This is a genomic window from Salinicoccus sp. CNSTN-B1, from assembly GCF_054792835.1.
In genome coordinates this window covers 1,996,696-2,013,262 of record NZ_JBTWMN010000004.1, presented here as the reverse complement: position 1 = coordinate 2,013,262, position 16,567 = coordinate 1,996,696, and the positions used below count along the sequence as shown (strand labels likewise).

Here is a 16,567-nt window from a genome sequence, read left to right as displayed (position 1 = left end):
CGGGCTGGAAAGTAATCATGAAGGAAGTGATTGCAGATAAGCTCGCGCTCTTTTCACTGATCCTATTCGTCATCATCACCGCGTACGTGTTTGGTCTGACGATGTTCCTGAACCGCCAGGAAATCGTCACGGTCGACCTTTTCGCGATTAATGAGCCGCCGAATGACATGTTCAGGCTCGGCACAGATTATGGTGGACGGGACATTTTCGGCCAATTGATCATAGGGACACGGAATTCATTGGCGATCGGTATGCTAGTCACTCTGATGAGTGTCGGCTTCGGTGTCGTCTATGGAGTGGTGTCGGGATACTTTGCAGGCCAGATTGATAACGCCATGATGCGTGTTGTGGACTTTTTCATGGTGCTGCCTTTCTTGATGATCATCATCGTGTTTGTAACAATCTCGCCATCCTATGACATCTTCTCATTCTCCTTCATCATGGCGGCCTTCCTATGGACAGGTACAGCCAGGCTGGTACGTTCATTGGCCATGCAGGAGAAGGAGCTCGACTACATCAACGCATCGAAGACACTTGGCAGTTCCCATATGAAAGTCGTCTTCACCCAACTGATTCCAAACCTGGTCGGGATCATCATCGTCAATGGGACGCTGTCCCTGGCGGCAAACATCGGAATAGAATCAGGTTTGTCTTTCATTGGATTCGGCTTTCCGGAAGATTATCCTTCACTTGGGACACTGATGGCCTATGCAACCAACTCCAGACACTCCAGCATAGACCTTGGATATGGGTGCCGGCTGCCATCATGATTCCTGGTTCTGATGCTATGCGTACGCAACATAGGAGAGGCAATGAGACGCGCTGGAGATGCAAGACAACGTAAAGCGTAAAGTCTTGTCCTACCCCCATTAATTTGGGGGTTCGGTTTTCAGTATAATTGTAAGCGATTTCATATACTTAACAGAAAATTTTCAAAAGAACAAAAAATTAATGCAATAATACACTTATAATGGAAAACTTTAACTGATAGCCGTTGATATTTCTGACAATTGTGATAATATTGTGGATGGATTACATTACATATCCACAAAGGCACGACACTTTTTGATACTAAGATTCAGCACAAAGCTGAACTGAGTATATATTGTTTTAATTTCATCAATAGGGAGGAAATAAGATGGGGAAATATTCATGGTCCAAATTGATGTTCTTCATGATGCTGGTACTTGTATTGGCACTTGCTGCATGCGGCGGGGGATCATCGGAAGAAGAATCGTCAGAAGACTCCGGCGACTCCAGTTCTGAAGGCTCATCAGAGGAATCGAAAGATGAGAGTGAGGCAGAAGGGGAAACTGGAGAAGTATATAATTATGAAGACTTCAACCAGGTCGTATCCAATGACGGAGAGGCAACTGGGGAAGGCACTTTGAAAGTCGGCCTGACTTCAGATACGCCTTTTGAAGGGACATTGAACTGGAACTTGTATCAGGGTAACCCGGATGCTGAAGTATTGGGATTGTTCGATGAGCCATTGCTTACAATGGATGAGGACTTCCAGTTTACAAACGACGGGGCACTGAACTTTGAAGTCAATGAAGACGACAAGACAGTGACATTCACAATGCAGGAAGGCGTCAAATGGCACGATGGCGAACCAGTTACAATCGATGACTACGTGTACTCATATGAAGTCATCGGTCATCCTGACTATCCGGGTATCCGCGGTGCTACCGATGGATTCACTCTGATTGAAGGGTATGATGAGTATAAAGCAGGAGATGCAGACTCCATTTCAGGCATCGAAGTAATCGATGACCAGACTGCTGTCTTCACATATAAGGAAATCGCACCATCACTTACAGCGGGCGGTTTCTGGTACTATGCAATGCCTGAACACCACTACGAAGGTGTCGAGATCGCCGATATGGCTGAAGCGCCTCAAACGCGTGAAAACCCACTCGGCATAGGACCATACAAAGTAGATTCTGTGACGCCAGGGGAATCTGTAGTCATGAGTAAGTTTGAAGACTACTGGAGAGGTGAACCAAATCTTGACGGCATCGAATTGAGCGTCGTATCGCCATCATCAATCGCGAACGCTCTTGAAACAGGTGAAGTGGATTATGCAATCAACTTCCCGACCGACCAATATCCGGACGTAGCTGAAATGGACGGTGTCGAATGGCTTGCCAATATCGATGGCGCCTATACCTACATCGGCTTCAAGCTGGGTGAATGGAACGAAGAAGAAGGCAAAGTGGACTACAAACCTGAAGAATCGAAAGTCGGCGATAAAGAACTGCGCCGCGCGATGTGGCACGCGATGGACAACGAAGCTGTAGGTAAACGCTTCTACAACGGCCTCCGTTGGGAAGCAACTACACTGATTACGCCGTATCATGCCGAATGGCACGATGACAGCATCGAAACACCGGAATATGATCCTGAGAAAGCGAAACAGATTCTGGATGATGCAGGTTATGAAGATACAGACGGTGACGGTTTCCGCGAAACACCAGAAGGCGAACCACTCGAATTGAACTTCGCTTCAATGTCCGGTGGGGATACTGCTGAACCACTTGCAAACTACTACATCCAATCTTGGAAGGATGTCGGCTTGAACGTCAGCCTGACAAATGATCGCCTGATAGAATTCAATACATTCTACGATATGCTTGAAAATGACGATCCTGAAGTCGACATCTACCAAGGCGCATGGGCGTAGGCTCCGATGTAGACCCGTATGGTCTATATGGTCCGGATGTGGCATTCAACTATCCACGTTACGAAACTGAAGAAAGCACTAAATTGATGGAAGAGGGCAACTCGCCTGATGCGCTTGATGTAGAGAAGAGGAAAGAAATCTACAATGAATGGCAGGCACTCATGGTTGAGGAAATGCCAGTCGTACCGACTCTTTACAGAGCATATGTCGTACCAGTCAATGATAGGGTTACAAACTTCGGCATTGAACTTGGACACGATGAAGAGACGCTTCCGTACAAATGGGGCGTAACTGAATAAGGTTGCACCCAGTAGCACCCATGCAGAGCATGGGTGCATTTTTGTTGTGCAGGATAATCGATTATGATAAATTAGTACCTAGTTATAATATGAGAGTATAAGGTGTGGTCTAATGAAAAATGTTGGCGTATTGGGGCTCGGAACCTACGTGCCGGAAAAAGTGTTCACCAATCATGATTTCGAAAAAATTCTGGATACATCAGATGAATGGATTACAGAAATGACAGGTATAAAAGAACGGCGCTTCGCTGAAGGAATGGAAACAAGTGATATGGCGTACGAAGCTGCGGAAGAAGCGATAGCAAACTCCGGGGTCGCCAAAGAAGATATCGATCTGGTCATTGTTGCGACATCGACCGGTCACCATAAATTCCCGACTGTCGCGACGACAATCCAAAACAAGCTCGGACTCGAGGCGGTACCATCAATGGACCAGCTCGCTGCCTGCACCGGCTTCATCTATGCCATGGTGACAGCCAGCCAGTTCATCGGGGCTGGCACATATAAAAATGTGTTGGTGGTCGGAGCGGACAAACTATCCAATATCACCGATTTCGACGATCGCTCCACTGCAGTGCTCTTCGGTGACGGAGCTGGGGCTGTAGTAATGGGTCAAGTGTCTGAAGGATATGGCATACGCTCCTTTGAACTCGGCAGCAACGGCAAAGGAGGACCTTATCTGTATGACGATGAGGACACCGGCGACATTCGGATGAACGGCCGCGAAGTGTTTAAATTTGCGGTCAGGCAGATGGGCGAATCGAGTGTCAATGTTACCGAAAAAGCAGGTCTTACAAAAGAAGATATTGATATGCTGGTGCCCCATCAGGCCAATATACGCATCATGAATGCTGCGCGCGAACGCATGGGGCTGCCTGAAGACCGTATGAGTGTGACAGTTGATAGGTACGGTAACACTTCAGCTGCCTCAATACCGTTAAGTATCCATCATGAAGTTAAAAATGGTAAGATAAAGGACGGAGACACCCTCGTTCTGGTCGGCTTCGGAGGCGGACTGACCTGGGGTGCAATTTGCCTGACCTGGGGAGATAATAAGGAGGAGACTCATGGATAAGAGAAGAGTAGTTGTAACAGGGATTGGAGCGCTGACGCCAATTGGAAACACAGCGCCTGAAACCTGGGAGAACGCCCTAAAGGGAGTAAATGGTATAGATAAGATCACACGGATAGACAACAGCGAATATAATGTCCATGTGGCAGGGGAACTGAAAGATTTCAACGTCGAGGACTATATTGACAGGAAAGAAGCGCGCCGCATGGACCGTTTCACCCAATATGCCATGGTGGCTGCTGATGAAGCAGTCGCAGACAGCGGACTCGACATTACAGATGACAACCGTGAACGCATCGGTGTCTGGATCGGCTCCGGCATCGGCGGCATCCAGGCCCTTGAAGACGGCTTCAAAGTCCTGTATGAGCGCGGACCACGCCGCGTGAGTCCGTTCTTCGTCCCAATGATGATTCCGGACATGGCAAGTGGCCAGGTGTCCATCAAACATGGCTTGAAGGGACCGAACGGTGCAACGGTTACAGCATGCGCCACAGGTACGAACTCGATCGGTGAAGCGTTCAAGTTCATCGCACGCGGTCAGGCTGATGCGATGGTCACAGGCGGGACCGAAGCGCCAATTACACGGATGGGCATCGCCGGTTTCCAGGCCAATAAGGCATTGACTACGGCAGAAGACCCTGACAAAGCATCCAGACCCTATTCCAAGGACCGTGATGGTTTCGTCATCGGCGAAGGGGCAGGCGTCGTCATGCTTGAGGAACTGGAACATGCCAAAGCACGCGGTGCCACAATATACGGCGAGGTAGTCGGCTACGGCACGACGGGCGACGCCCATCATATCACAGCACCGGCTGAAGGCGGCGAAGGCGGAGCGCGTGCAATGCAGGAAGCGATGAAAGATGCAGGCCTGAAACCGGAGCAGATCGACTACATCAACGGACATGGTACAAGCACGCCATACAATGACCTGTTCGAAACGATGGCAATCCGTTCGGTATTTGCAGATCATGCAGACAAACTGCTTGTAAACTCCACAAAATCCATGACGGGTCACCTGCTCGGCGCAACAGGCGGTATGGAAGCAATCATTACGGTGCTCAGTCTGAAAGAAGGCAAAGTCCACCCGACCATCAATCTGGAAACACCAGATCCTGAATGTGACTTGAACTATGTCCCTGAAGGCATGGTTGAAGCTGATTTGGAATATGCAATTTCCAATAGCTTCGGTTTCGGTGGGCACAACGCAAGCCTTGTATTCAAAAAGTATGTAGATTAATATTCAAATACAAAAGCGCCTCCCTTCATGAAGGGAGGCGCTTTTGTATGTTGGGTGAATCATTTTGTATGGAGATGATGAGCGCTATTTCCGCTTTCTGCCGAGCCCCATGGCCCGCTCCATCTTAGCGACTGTCTTATCCGCTTTGCGGGATGCCTTAACGGCGCCCGCGTCAAGGATGTCGTCAAGTGCGCCACTTTCAAGGTAGTGGTTGACCTTCTCCTGGAAATCAATGAGGAACTGCTCCACCACTTCCCCAAGGTCGGATTTGAATGTGCCATAATTGCTGTCCGCATATTCCTGCTCCAATTCCTGGAGGCTTTTGTCGGTCAGGGAAGCATAGATTGTCAGAAGGTTTGCGATGCCCGGTTTATTTTCCTTATCATATTTTATATCACTGCCCGAATCAGTAACGGCGCTGCGTATCTTTTTGGCAGCTGCTTTAGGGTCATCGAGAAGGGATATGAATCCCTTTTGGTTATCGTCACTTTTCGACATTTTTTTGGTGGGGTCGTTTAGGCTCATGATGCGGCCTCCGTATTCCGGGTGCTTGACTTCAGGGACGGTCAGGACATCATTGTATTTGGTGTTGAAACGTTCCGCGAGTGTGCGGGTGAGTTCAAGGTGCTGGCCCTGATCTTCCCCGACGGGTACGATATCGGTTCCATAGATCAGAATATCAGCCGCCATCAGTGAAGGATATGTAAGGAGGCCCACACTGATGCCGTCGCGTTGGTTTTGTTTACGTGCCTTATCCTTATATTGCGTCATACGCTCAAGTTCCCCGACATATCCGACGCACTGCATCATCCACGCCGCTTTCGCATGAGCCGGTACTTCGCTCTGTATGAACAGCGTGATCTTCTCGGGATCGAGTCCCGAAGCCAGATAGATTGCTGCGAGTTTTTTTGTATTATCCCGCAGTTTAAGACGATCTTGGGGCACGGTTATGGCGTGCTGGTCGACGATGCAGAAGTAGGCATCGTATTCATCCTGCAGCTCGACGAATTGCTTGTAGGCGCCGATGTAGTTGCCGATTGTAGGGATCCCGCTCGGCTGGACGCCGGAAAATAATGTTTTCATGTGTCATCACCTTTAAGTTAGTCATTACTCCTATAATAATAGACTTCTCGAAAGCTTGCAATAAAGCAGATGGCCTTGTATAAATATAAAACCATCATAAATTAATTGAAAATTTGCGGGATTATTAAGGAATTCTCATTTTATTTTAATGTTCGTGCAGTATAATACAAAGTGTAGATGAAGTTGAAGTCGGTTTTCCATTAAATTTAACCAATCGGGATTAAAAAGTGATGGAACCGGGTAAAGACTAACATTACAAATCTTTTGAAATTGGAGTGTGAGCCCCATGGTAACATTATTTACTTCTCCAAGCTGCACATCATGCCGTAAAGCGAAAGCATGGTTACAAGAACATGAAATTCCATATACTGAAAGAAATATATTTTCTGAACCCCTCACATTGGAGGAGGTCAAGGCAATTCTTCGCATGACTGAGGATGGCACGGATGAAATCATCTCCACCAGATCTAAGACGTTCCAAAAGCTTAATGTGGATATCGACACCATGCCGATGCAGGAGTTGTACACATTGATCATGGATAACCCTGGTCTATTGAGAAGGCCGATTATCATGGACGAAAAGCGTCTCCAAGTCGGCTATAACGAAGATGAAATACGTCGTTTCCTTCCACGCAAGGTAAGGACATTCCACCTCAAGGAAGCAAAACGTCTCGCCGAACTCTAAAAAGAGCACCCGAGATCAGCCATATACTTAAAGTGCTATGCCCGCAGATTGCTTGAAAACTGTGGGTATTTTGGCGTATAATGATATGACAATTCCAAAAGTGGTTTTACCCTGGCACATTAAGGTATAGTATAAGTAAGACCATACTTTATGGAGAGGAGTGAGGAGTATGAGGATTGAAAGGATCGATGAGTCTACGATCAAATTTTTCATCACCTACCAGGATATTGAAAAACGCGGCTACGATAAAGAAGATCTGTGGTTGAACCGTAAACGTGGAGAAGAATTCTTCTGGTCAATCATGGATGAAGTGAACCACGAGCACGAAGAAGAATTTTCAATGGACGGGCCGCTATGGATTCAAGTGCATGCCTATGACAAAGGAATCGAAGTGGTCGTGTCCAAATCTCAGGATGACAAACCATTCTCAATGGAGCAGAACCCTATGGATATAAATAATAAAGATGTTGAATCATTCCTTGAAAACATTTCAGGGGAGAAAGACCAGACGACGCCTGTTACGAAAGAGCCAGTAATGGTCAGGTTCGCAGACTTGGAAGACCTCATCAAGTATTCCTATGAAGTCGAAGTCGATGAAACACAGTATGAAGATCTGCTTATCGTCCATGAAGGCAGGTATTACTACCAGATATTCTTCGACCACCGTATGGATTATATGGATACTGAACGGATTGAAGCAAAACTTCTCGAGTACAGTGCACCTGCTGAAACATCCAGCCTCATTGTCGAAGAATACGGAAAAATCATCATGAGTATGAATGTGAGGGGCAAAGTAAGAAAAGTTTTTCAAGAAAATTAAATTATCTGCATCTAAAATAAATCATTTTTAACCTTTTCATCCATATATAGATGAGGAGGTTTTTTTATGTTTATAGCCCACGATGAAACTGGCGGCAACGTCACTGCAAGTGAAGCAGTCAAGAACAGAAAATATTTCTGCCCGGTCTGTCTCGAGCGGGTCGTATTGAAATCAGGCAATGTAAAGACACCCCATTTCTCCCACCATCGCATAGTAGACTGCATCAGGCATCTCTACAAAAAGGAATCATTGGCTCACTTGTCGGCGAAGCATGAACTGTACTTGAGCCTCAACAAAAATCACACTGCTGCAATGGAATATTATCTGCCCGAAATAGAACAGATTCCAGATCTGCTTGTAGGGAAGCGCGCCATCGAAATCCAATATTCCCGATTTCTCCAACACTCATCATCGAACGCTCGAAAGGGTACCATACACTCGGCATGGATGTTATATGGGTGCTTGACGAAACGGCGCTCCGCATTAACGCCGCGCATGTGATTCCAACCCATTTCCAGTTGTCGACACAGTTTCAACATGCCTTGTTTACATATCATGGCACGAACAGGCAATTGAAGAAATGGATGTTGCATCATCACATCGGCGCAGGCCGTTGGCTGTACCATGTAGAGGGTATGGATGCAGAAGCACTAATGTTGGACCATGAAGCAATGCCTAGACAGATGCATCAGATGAATGGGCAGGATATCAAACGGCTCATCCAACATGAACGCCGGCAGAAAAGTCGGTTGAACCCCACGCTTACATATATTTATCAGCTTGGCCTCGATCCGGCTGATCTGCCGAAGCATTTGCTGTACATTACAGAGTCCGAGCGCTGGATCATGAACAGTCCCCTCGAATGGAAGCTGTATTTGATGTTTGCCCTAGAGCGGGGGCGCTTGACGATTGAAGATTTCAGACGCTTCATACACCTGCGGGAAATCCAAGGGGCGCCTCAAAGCGAGCAGGTAATCCACAAGCTGCTTAGCGACTATAAGACGTTATACAATTCACAATAAGTTTCGAGACTTGAAATTTATACGCAATATTGAGAAAATTGGACTATCTGAAAATTGGAGGGTACATAATGGCAAAAGTAATAACACGTGAAGAACAACAGGAGAAGTATACATGGAATCTCAAAAATATCTTCGAGTCGGACGAAGCATTCGAAGAAAAGTATAAGGAACTGGAAGGTAGGCTAGACGAAGCGGAACAATTCGAAGGGGACATCGGTTCCCTGGAAAAACTATCAGAAGCGCTTCATACCCAGCGCGAGTTGACGGAGGAGATAGGCAAATTATTCGTCTACTCACACCTTAAGCATGACCAGGATACATCTAATGACACTTATAGCGGCATGGAAGCCAAGGCGCGCACACTGGTCGTCAAATTCAATACGGCATGGAGTTTCCTGGTGCCTGAAATCCTGCAGATTGATGAAGATACGCTCGAAGAATGGCGCCAGGATGAGCGTCTTTCCGAGTTCTCCTTCGATCTTGAAAAATTGAACAGGAAGCGGGAACATATACTCAGCGACAAGGAAGAGAAGCTTATGGCGCAGGCAGGGGAAGTGCTGTCCAACCCGACGTCGACATTCGGCATGTTCAATAACGCAGACTTGGAATTCCCGGATGCGATCGATGCTGAAGGAAATGCGCATACACTCACACAAGGCACTTACATTGATCTCCTCAAATCGAGCGACCGTGAACTGCGCAGATCAGCCTATGAAAATCTATATAAGACTTACGGTTCATTCAAGAACACATTGAGCCAACACTGCAGGGTGTAGTATCCACACATGTCTTCGAAGCACAGGCACGCGGCTATGAATCGGCGAGGCATCAGGCCCTCTCCAACAACTTCATTCCGGAGGAAGTGTATGATAACCTTGTGGCGACCGTCAACAAGCACCTGCATCTGCTGCACCGGTATACTGAACTGCGCAAGCAGCTGCTCGGGCTCGATACACTGAAGATGTATGATGTCTATACACCGATGGTGAAAGATGTCGATTTCAAGATGGAATATGAGGAAGCGAAGGAATGGATGCTCAATTCATTGGCACCGATGGGTGAAGAGTACGTAGGCATCGTCAAGGAAGGCCTCGAAAACCGCTGGGTCGACGTCTATGAGAATAAAGGCAAGAGAAGCGGTGCCTATTCCTCCGGTACCTACGGCACTAATCCTTTCATCCTCATGAACTGGCAGGATAATGTCAACAACCTATTCACCTTGACGCACGAATTCGGACACAGCGTCCACAGCTACTACAGCAGGCAGAACCAGCCGTCGAACATGTCCGGCTACTCCATATTCATCGCCGAAGTGGCGAGTAATTTCAACGAGGCGCTGCTTGCAGACTATATGTTCAGGAATCTTGAGGATAAAAAGAAGAAACTATATCTGTTGAATGAGCAGCTGGAAGGATTCAAGGGATCGGTATTCAGGCAGACGATGTTTGCTGAATTCGAACACAAGATCCATACGATGAAGGAAGAGGGCGAGCCGCTGACTGCCGGAAGCCTAAACGAAGTGTACGGGGCGCTCAACCGCAAATACTTTGGAGATGTGATGGAGTACGATGAATATATTGAAGTGGAGTGGGCACGCATCCCGCACTTCTATATGAACTATTATGTCTATCAGTATTCTACAGGTTACGCAGCTGCAGCCAGCCTCTCGAAGCAAGTGCTTGAGGAAGGCTCTGAGACAGCTGAGCGCTATATCAACGAATTCCTGAAGAAGGGGTCTTCAGACTATCCGATCAACGTCCTCAAAAATGCAGGTGTTGATATGACGACTGCTGAACCAGTTGAGAACGCGATGAAAGTATTCGAATCACAACTCGACCAGTTCGAAGCACTGCTCAAGGAAATATGATGATGGAATCCGAACCTCTTAGGTTCGGATTTCTTTAATTATGTAGACATGTAGACGAAAGTTGTACAAGTATAATCTGAATACGTTTTCATTTTGTCTGTATTGTGAAAAGACATGCAAAATGTTGTTTGAGGTCTTTAACCGTGGTATATTACGTATATGGAATTTTTCTCACTGAAACATACCCCTTTGTTGTAACAGTGAAAAATTTCTCCCATCCCCTTTGTTTGAGCAGCACACTAAAGAAGGTGTGCTGCTTTTTTTAAAAAAAGATGATAATATATATGAAGCACGGAATCCTTTTGGATTCCGTGTTTTTTTATTGGCGGAGAGACATGAAGAATGGATTGGGTGTCTAACTCCCGTTCGTCTGGGCGACGAAGGCGAATTAGCGGTCTAACTCCCGTTCGTCTGGGCGACGAAGGCGAATTAGCGGTCTAACTCCCGTTCGTCTGGGCAACGAAGGCGAATTGGCGACCTAACTCCCGTTCGTCTGAGCAACGAAGGCGAATTGGGGGTCTAACTCTCGTTCGTTCCGGAGACGAAGGCGAATTGACGAGCTAACACCTCACTCATTCCAGCAATCAAAAAAACCCCCTGGGGACCGGATTTTTATCCAGTTGACAGGGGGTGTACTGTTAAAATTATTCACTCAATGCTGACGATCCGCCGCGGATCTGATAGTAGAAGCCCGCTTCCGTCTCGACTTCTTCAATCAGCCGCTGCAGTCTGAGTTTTTTCAATTCATTTAATAAAAGACCGGTACGCCATTCGAAAACTGTCTTGAGTTCGTGGAAGCTGACGACTTCATATGTCTCAATGTAGTCGTGGATGCTTGGCAACGGATTCTTTTCTATTTCATGGTCGATGAGTTCATTGATGATATACGTGTAGATATGGTACGGGTACACACCTTCCACTTTAATGCCTTCCGCTTCGACATCTCCTGAAAAGAAGACGAGTGACGGAAGGGATTCGACATCCATTTCACGGTAGACCATCAGATCGCGTCTGAGGAGGCTCCGTACCGAACCTGATTGGGCATCTGCCGTGAACGACTTGACATCGAGTCCCGCAAGGCGCGCGCTCTCTTCCATATGTTCAATCGTGCAGATGTTGCGGTTCGGCATTATGCGGTTCAGCACATAGCGCATGAATGCGCGGGCTTTGTTGCGGCCTTGGATTTCGGCAGCTTTGTAGGCTAGTGCGATATTGTCGATATCTGTTGTGGATTGGGCCTGACATTTGGTCAGGACCTGAAGGGAAGGTGCAAGTATTTTTTTGACTGTCACATGCCCGCGATATTCAATCTGAAGCCGGTTGATGACGGGCTCCAGGGCGCGACAGTCTTCTGAGAACGGATCGAAAAAGTAGAATATCTCAATCTGATGGGATACGGGTTCTAATACAAGTGCCTGTTCTCCAGTTCTATTCATGTCCTCACCCTGCTTATTCTTCTATCGTATTCACCATATGATTGGCCGTCATTTCGTAACGCTTCATGATGAACGTGCGTAAATCACCATCAAGTCCGACGTCATCCATCGCTTTATCCATATTTTCAAGCCATGCATCCTTTGCTTTTGGAGTGATGCGGAATGGATTATGGCGTGCCTTCAGCATTGGATGTCCATATTCTTCCATGTAAAGGTTCGGACCACCGAGGAATTGTGTTTGGAATAATTTCTGCTTGTACGCCGTTTCGGTCAAATCTTCCGGAAACAAGTGGTTGATGCGTTCATCGTTACCCACATAACCGTAGAATATATCGATCATTTCATACAGCTTTTCACGGCCGATATCGTTATAGGGTATTGGCATAATTGTCACCTGTCCTGATTTCCGTCAGTTTATTGTAGAAACGCTCCACTTTGGTTATCTCTTTGCGCTGCTTGATATCATACTCCTTAAGGAGGTCCTGGAAGATGGTCTCACCCTTGTCCCGATTCGACACCTCATATTCCAACTCCAGATCTTCTGTATCAAGGTAATTGTTCTTATCCAGCACAAGCAGCCCATCCTTATACGGTACTTCCCGTCTCTCGGTCGATAAAGCACCATATATCCTGAGCTGCGTCGTATCGATATTGAAGCGCTCCAATTCGTTGCAGATGATTGCGGGGAGTTCCTCTCGTCGGATGTTCTGGTCGAAGCTGAGGTCGTTCTCCACTTCTCCATGGTATTCCATGACGCCTTTATCGGTCGGTTCTTTAAGGGTCATGACCTGGTTGCCGCGCGCTGCACGGATTCTGAGCAATAGGCGGTTGTGTTTAAGATCCAGAATCCGGGGTATCTATATAGAAATTGGTCTGTATGACCGGTTCGGCATTTTGGAAGAATGCTTTATCCAACCGGCCATATTCATCGCCTGTCAATAGATTTTTGAATTCTATCTCGAGTTCTTTCATTAAATCCACTCCTTAATGTATATTATCTATAAATTGAAAAGGACTGTAAAGTAAACAGTTTATGTCGTTATCAAATACCATTTACTATGGTAGAATAAAGTGCGCAAGGAGTGAGGAAATGGACATTTATGTTAATGAAATCAAATATGAAGATGAAGCGCTCAAATGCCTATCCGAAGAACGGACGGAAGGGCTTCAGGCAGCGGCGCGCATGACTGTCGACCCGGATGACCAGAGCTTCATCTATCTACTGGACGACGGCGAGGCATCCAGTAGAGTGCATTTTGGAGAAAAGACATGGCACATGCTGCGCGAGCACCACGGCAGCGAAATCATTTTGAACACCGATGTCATATTGACTGACTTCTGGGATCAGCTGGATCACCTGGTCGATACCATCGAAGGCAACAACTACGGGGAAGCATTCGAAAGGGCAGTCAAGGAAACATTCAAACAATAGAAGCGTTTTAAGACTGGAGTGTAGAGGATGGAACAATGGGAGAAGTTCCTCGCACCGTACAAGCAGGCAGTGGAGGAACTTAAGATCAAGCTTAAAGGCATGAGGCGGGACTACCAGCTCAACCGCCAAGCCTCCCCTGTAGAATTTGTGACGGCGCGGGTTAAACCAGTACAGAGCATAATCGAAAAGGCAAGTGCCCGCAACATACCTTACGACAAGCTGCAAGAGGGGATGTATGACATTGCAGGCGTCAGGATCATGTGCCAGTTCGTGGACGACATCGAATTGATATGCAGTCAAGTCCGCAACCGTACCGACATGAAAGTCGTCGAAGAAAGGGACTACGTGACGAACACCAAGGAAAGCGGCTATCGTTCCTACCACCTTATTGTGGAATATCCGGTCGAACGGATCGGCGGACCGGTGATCATACTGGCGGAGATTCAGATCCGCACCTTGGCAATGAACTTCTGGGCGACGATTGAGCATACATTAAACTATAAGTATAGCGGGGAATATCCACCGGAAATCAAGAAGCGTCTGCAGAATGCAGCAGAAGCGGCGTATCTGCTCGATCAGGAGATGTCTGAAATACGTGAAGAGATACAGGATGCACAAAAATACTACACAAAAAAACGCAGCATGCGCTAGCGCTCTATGGAAAGGCGGGGTGACACATGAAGTTCTTCATAGTGTCCAAGGGGGACACGAAATCGAACGCACTTAAAGATAAGATGATGAACTATATGATTGATATGAACATGGAACTGGATGACAAGAAGCCGGATATCGTCATTTCCGTCGGCGGGGATGGCACGCTGCTGCAGGCTTTCCACAGCTATCAGCACCTGCTCGACCATACGGCTTTCGTCGGTGTACATACCGGGCATCTCGGTTTCTATGCAGACTGGCTGCCCCACGAAGTGGAACGGCTCATCATCGCCATCCAGAATGATGAATTCCAGGTCATCGAATATCCACTTCTTGAAACGATTATACGGTATGAGTCGGAAGGGACCGAAACGAGGTACCTCGCACTCAACGAAGCGACCTTGAGGACGGATGACGGCACCACCTTGGTGATGGATGTCGACCTCAGGAATCAGCATTTCGAACGCTTCCGTGGAGACGGATTGTGCATCTCGACCCCGTCCGGCTCGACAGCCTACAACAAGGCGCTCGGCGGTGCACTGATCCATCCTTCGCTGGAAGCAATCCAAATCACTGAAATCGCGTCGATCAACAACCGGGTCTTCCGGACCGTAGGCTCACCGTTGGTATTGCCTAAACACCATACCTGTCAGGTGCTGCCGGTCAACAGCGAAGTCTACAAGATGACGATCGACCACATCAATCTTGTGCATAAAGGCGTCAAATCGATACAATTCAGGGTTGCTGATGAAAAAGTGAGATTCGCCCGCTTCCGTCCGTTCCCATTCTGGAAACGGGTGCACGATTCTTTCATATCGTAGGAAAAGCACTCGCAGGGTGCTTTTTTCTTTTGTTTTGATGTAGAATGAAATTCAATATGAACAGGTGGTGGCAAAATTGGTTGAGACAATCGAGAAGACTGAGATGGAGATGGAGTACGATGTGCTCCTGGATCACCTCAGGAATGAACGTATAGATGACTTCCGGGAGGCTTTCCTGGACCTGCATAATTATGATCAGAGTGAATTTTATCTTCTGCTTGAAGAAGAGGATCGGCAGCGGCTCTACCATTTCCTCAGCCCGGAAGAGGTAGGGGAGTTCTTCGACAGCCTGGAGCTTGATGCGGACGAGTATGATGAAATATTCGAAACGATGGACGCCCGCTACGCTGCAGATATGCTTGCAGAGATGCAGTACGACAACGCAGTGGATATATTGAGCGGCGTTTCAAAGGAAAAACTGACCTCATTCCTGACGCTGATGCCGAGGAAGGACGCGCAGGAAATACGCAAGCTGATGAATTATGAAGAAGATACCGCCGGTGGTATCATGACAACGGAGTTTGTCAGCCTCACTTCACTGATGACCGTCAGGGAGGCCATGCGCCACCTCAAGCTGAAGGCGCCGGACTCGGAGACGATCTACTACCTGTTCGTCGTCGATGAAGGACGCAAGTTGGCGGGGATCCTTTCTTTGCGTGAGCTGATCATTGCAGATGATGATGCCTATATCGGTGATATCATGATCGAGCGTGTCGTCTCCGCCCGCGTTTCGGACGATCAGGAGGAAGTGGCGCAGATTATGCGTGACTATGACTTCCTGGCGATGCCGGTCGTCGACTACCAGGGTCATCTGGTCGGTATCATCACAGCCGATGACATCATGGACGTCATCGACGAAGAGGCAAGTGAGGACTACTCCAGGCTTGCCGGTATGAGTGAAATCGAGCCGACTTCGGATTCTTCCTTCTCCACAGCCAAAAAGCGCCTGCCGTGGCTGATCGGTCTGACCTTCATGGGGATGATCACCGCCACGATGCTCACGCGCTTCGAAGATACGCTGGCGCAGGTTGCGATATTGGGTGCATTCATCCCGATCATTGGCGGGATGGCGGGAAACAGCGGCACACAATCTCTGCGGTTGCGGTGCGGGGATTGCGACCGGTGAAATAAAGGAATCGAGCAAGGTTAAACTTGCCCTCCGTGAGATGGGTTCTGGCTTGATAACAGGGTCGGTCTGCGGCATTCTTTTATTCACCATCATTACCTTATTGTATGATTCGTCAATTCTTGGTATGATCGTGGGCGTCAGTCTGCTGATTGCGATGACGTTGGCGACACTGCTCGGCACACTCATCCCACTGGTGATGGATCGTCTGAATATCGATCCGGCGGTGGCGAGCGGGCCGTTCATCACCACGTCAAACGATATCATCAGTCTGCTCATCTATTTCACACTTGCTAATGCACTAATGTCTTACCTCATATAAGGAGTAGC

At 47.6% G+C, this 16,567-nt stretch carries 14 protein-coding genes and 4 pseudogenes; 13 read left to right on the top strand and 5 right to left on the bottom strand.

What is annotated here, in order from left to right:
* Positions 1-17: 17 nt before the first annotated feature.
* The 5 genes and pseudogenes from ACYF68_RS11835 to fabF all read left to right on the top strand — a co-directional run bounded on the left by ACYF68_RS11835 (position 18) and on the right by fabF (position 5,294).
* Positions 18-851: pseudogene (locus ACYF68_RS11835) on the top strand (ABC transporter permease).
* 287 nt (positions 852-1,138) lie between these two features.
* Positions 1,139-2,686, top strand: a complete 1,548-nt coding sequence (locus ACYF68_RS11830; protein WP_461047073.1) for an oligopeptide ABC transporter substrate-binding protein — start codon at positions 1,139-1,141, stop codon at positions 2,684-2,686.
* On the top strand, positions 2,677-2,985 hold the full coding sequence (locus tag ACYF68_RS11825; protein ID WP_461047071.1) for a hypothetical protein: 309 nt from the start codon (positions 2,677-2,679) through the stop codon (positions 2,983-2,985). Before ACYF68_RS11830 ends, ACYF68_RS11825 begins: the two co-directional genes overlap by 10 nt.
* Positions 2,986-3,097: 112 nt before the next feature.
* A complete protein-coding gene (locus ACYF68_RS11820) occupies positions 3,098-4,060 on the top strand; it encodes a beta-ketoacyl-ACP synthase III (protein WP_461047069.1) in 963 nt (320 codons plus the stop codon).
* Positions 4,053-5,294 (top strand): beta-ketoacyl-ACP synthase II, encoded by a 1,242-nt coding sequence (gene fabF, locus ACYF68_RS11815; RefSeq protein WP_461047067.1) that lies wholly within the window; start codon positions 4,053-4,055, stop codon positions 5,292-5,294. Before ACYF68_RS11820 ends, fabF begins: the two co-directional genes overlap by 8 nt.
* Before the next feature lie 84 nt (positions 5,295-5,378).
* Here the strand turns inward: fabF and trpS are convergent, their stop codons facing one another.
* A complete protein-coding gene (trpS, locus tag ACYF68_RS11810) occupies positions 5,379-6,377 on the bottom strand; it encodes a tryptophan--tRNA ligase (protein WP_461047065.1) in 999 nt (332 codons plus the stop codon).
* 286 nt (positions 6,378-6,663) lie between these two features.
* On the opposite strand from trpS, the gene spxA reads away from it, so the two are divergent.
* The 4 genes and pseudogenes from spxA (at position 6,664) to pepF (ending at position 10,771) form a co-directional block, all read left to right on the top strand.
* A complete protein-coding gene (gene spxA / locus ACYF68_RS11805) occupies positions 6,664-7,062 on the top strand; it encodes a transcriptional regulator SpxA (RefSeq protein WP_344704150.1) in 399 nt (132 codons plus the stop codon).
* A 169-nt stretch (positions 7,063-7,231) separates the two neighbouring features.
* Entirely contained in the window at positions 7,232-7,882 is a 651-nt protein-coding gene (locus ACYF68_RS11800) for an adaptor protein MecA (RefSeq protein ID WP_461047063.1), read from the top strand.
* A gap of 66 nt (positions 7,883-7,948) precedes the next feature.
* Positions 7,949-8,904, top strand: a pseudogene (locus ACYF68_RS11795) (competence protein CoiA).
* A 68-nt stretch (positions 8,905-8,972) separates the two neighbouring features.
* Positions 8,973-10,771 (top strand): annotated as a pseudogene (gene pepF / locus ACYF68_RS11790) (oligoendopeptidase F).
* A 644-nt stretch (positions 10,772-11,415) separates the two neighbouring features.
* Here the strand turns inward: pepF and ACYF68_RS11785 are convergent.
* Genes ACYF68_RS11785 through ACYF68_RS11770 form a run of 4 tightly spaced genes read right to left on the bottom strand, consistent with a single transcriptional unit; the run spans position 11,416 to position 13,179 of the window.
* Positions 11,416-12,207 (bottom strand): DsbA family protein, encoded by a 792-nt coding sequence (locus ACYF68_RS11785; protein ID WP_461047062.1) that lies wholly within the window; start codon positions 12,205-12,207, stop codon positions 11,416-11,418.
* Positions 12,208-12,220: 13 nt separating this feature from the next.
* On the bottom strand, positions 12,221-12,592 hold the full coding sequence (locus ACYF68_RS11780; protein WP_344704128.1) for a globin domain-containing protein: 372 nt from the start codon (positions 12,590-12,592) through the stop codon (positions 12,221-12,223).
* Entirely contained in the window at positions 12,576-13,028 is a 453-nt protein-coding gene (locus ACYF68_RS11775) for a CYTH domain-containing protein (RefSeq protein WP_461047060.1), read from the bottom strand. The genes ACYF68_RS11780 and ACYF68_RS11775 overlap by 17 nt, the downstream gene beginning before the upstream one ends.
* Positions 13,029-13,041: 13 nt before the next feature.
* Complete coding sequence (locus tag ACYF68_RS11770; protein WP_461047058.1) at positions 13,042-13,179, bottom strand: CYTH domain-containing protein; 138 nt, start codon at positions 13,177-13,179, stop codon at positions 13,042-13,044.
* Between the two features lie 118 nt (positions 13,180-13,297).
* On the opposite strand from ACYF68_RS11770, the gene ACYF68_RS11765 reads away from it, so the two are divergent.
* The 4 genes and pseudogenes from ACYF68_RS11765 (at position 13,298) to mgtE (ending at position 16,559) form a co-directional block, all read left to right on the top strand.
* Positions 13,298-13,639 carry a UPF0738 family protein gene (locus ACYF68_RS11765; RefSeq protein ID WP_461047056.1) on the top strand — a complete coding sequence of 114 codons (342 nt, stop codon included), beginning with the start codon at positions 13,298-13,300 and terminating at the stop codon, positions 13,637-13,639.
* A gap of 27 nt (positions 13,640-13,666) precedes the next feature.
* A complete protein-coding gene (locus tag ACYF68_RS11760; RefSeq protein ID WP_461047054.1) occupies positions 13,667-14,290 on the top strand; it encodes a GTP pyrophosphokinase in 624 nt (207 codons plus the stop codon).
* A 26-nt stretch (positions 14,291-14,316) separates the two neighbouring features.
* Positions 14,317-15,111 (top strand): NAD kinase, encoded by a 795-nt coding sequence (locus ACYF68_RS11755; protein ID WP_380569870.1) that lies wholly within the window; start codon positions 14,317-14,319, stop codon positions 15,109-15,111.
* Positions 15,112-15,214: 103 nt separating this feature from the next.
* Positions 15,215-16,559, top strand: a pseudogene (gene mgtE, locus ACYF68_RS11750) (magnesium transporter).
* Positions 16,560-16,567: the final 8 nt, after the last annotated feature.

What these genes read in the sequence shown, in the direction of transcription:
- ACYF68_RS11825 (WP_461047071.1), top strand. Translation starts at nt 2,677, where the DNA reads ATGGGCGTAGGCTCCGATGTAGACCCGTATGGTCTATATGGTCCGGAT.
- trpS (WP_461047065.1), bottom strand. Translation starts at nt 6,377, where the DNA reads ATGAAAACATTATTTTCCGGCGTCCAGCCGAGCGGGATCCCTACAATC.
- ACYF68_RS11760 (WP_461047054.1), top strand. Translation starts at nt 13,667, where the DNA reads ATGGAACAATGGGAGAAGTTCCTCGCACCGTACAAGCAGGCAGTGGAG.
- ACYF68_RS11820 (WP_461047069.1), top strand. Translation starts at nt 3,098, where the DNA reads ATGAAAAATGTTGGCGTATTGGGGCTCGGAACCTACGTGCCGGAAAAA.
- ACYF68_RS11770 (WP_461047058.1), bottom strand. Translation starts at nt 13,179, where the DNA reads ATGAAAGAACTCGAGATAGAATTCAAAAATCTATTGACAGGCGATGAA.
- ACYF68_RS11755 (WP_380569870.1), top strand. Translation starts at nt 14,317, where the DNA reads ATGAAGTTCTTCATAGTGTCCAAGGGGGACACGAAATCGAACGCACTT.
- ACYF68_RS11765 (WP_461047056.1), top strand. Translation starts at nt 13,298, where the DNA reads ATGGACATTTATGTTAATGAAATCAAATATGAAGATGAAGCGCTCAAA.
- ACYF68_RS11800 (WP_461047063.1), top strand. Translation starts at nt 7,232, where the DNA reads ATGAGGATTGAAAGGATCGATGAGTCTACGATCAAATTTTTCATCACC.
- ACYF68_RS11780 (WP_344704128.1), bottom strand. Translation starts at nt 12,592, where the DNA reads ATGCCAATACCCTATAACGATATCGGCCGTGAAAAGCTGTATGAAATG.
- fabF (WP_461047067.1), top strand. Translation starts at nt 4,053, where the DNA reads ATGGATAAGAGAAGAGTAGTTGTAACAGGGATTGGAGCGCTGACGCCA.
- spxA (WP_344704150.1), top strand. Translation starts at nt 6,664, where the DNA reads ATGGTAACATTATTTACTTCTCCAAGCTGCACATCATGCCGTAAAGCG.
- ACYF68_RS11830 (WP_461047073.1), top strand. Translation starts at nt 1,139, where the DNA reads ATGGGGAAATATTCATGGTCCAAATTGATGTTCTTCATGATGCTGGTA.
- ACYF68_RS11785 (WP_461047062.1), bottom strand. Translation starts at nt 12,207, where the DNA reads ATGAATAGAACTGGAGAACAGGCACTTGTATTAGAACCCGTATCCCAT.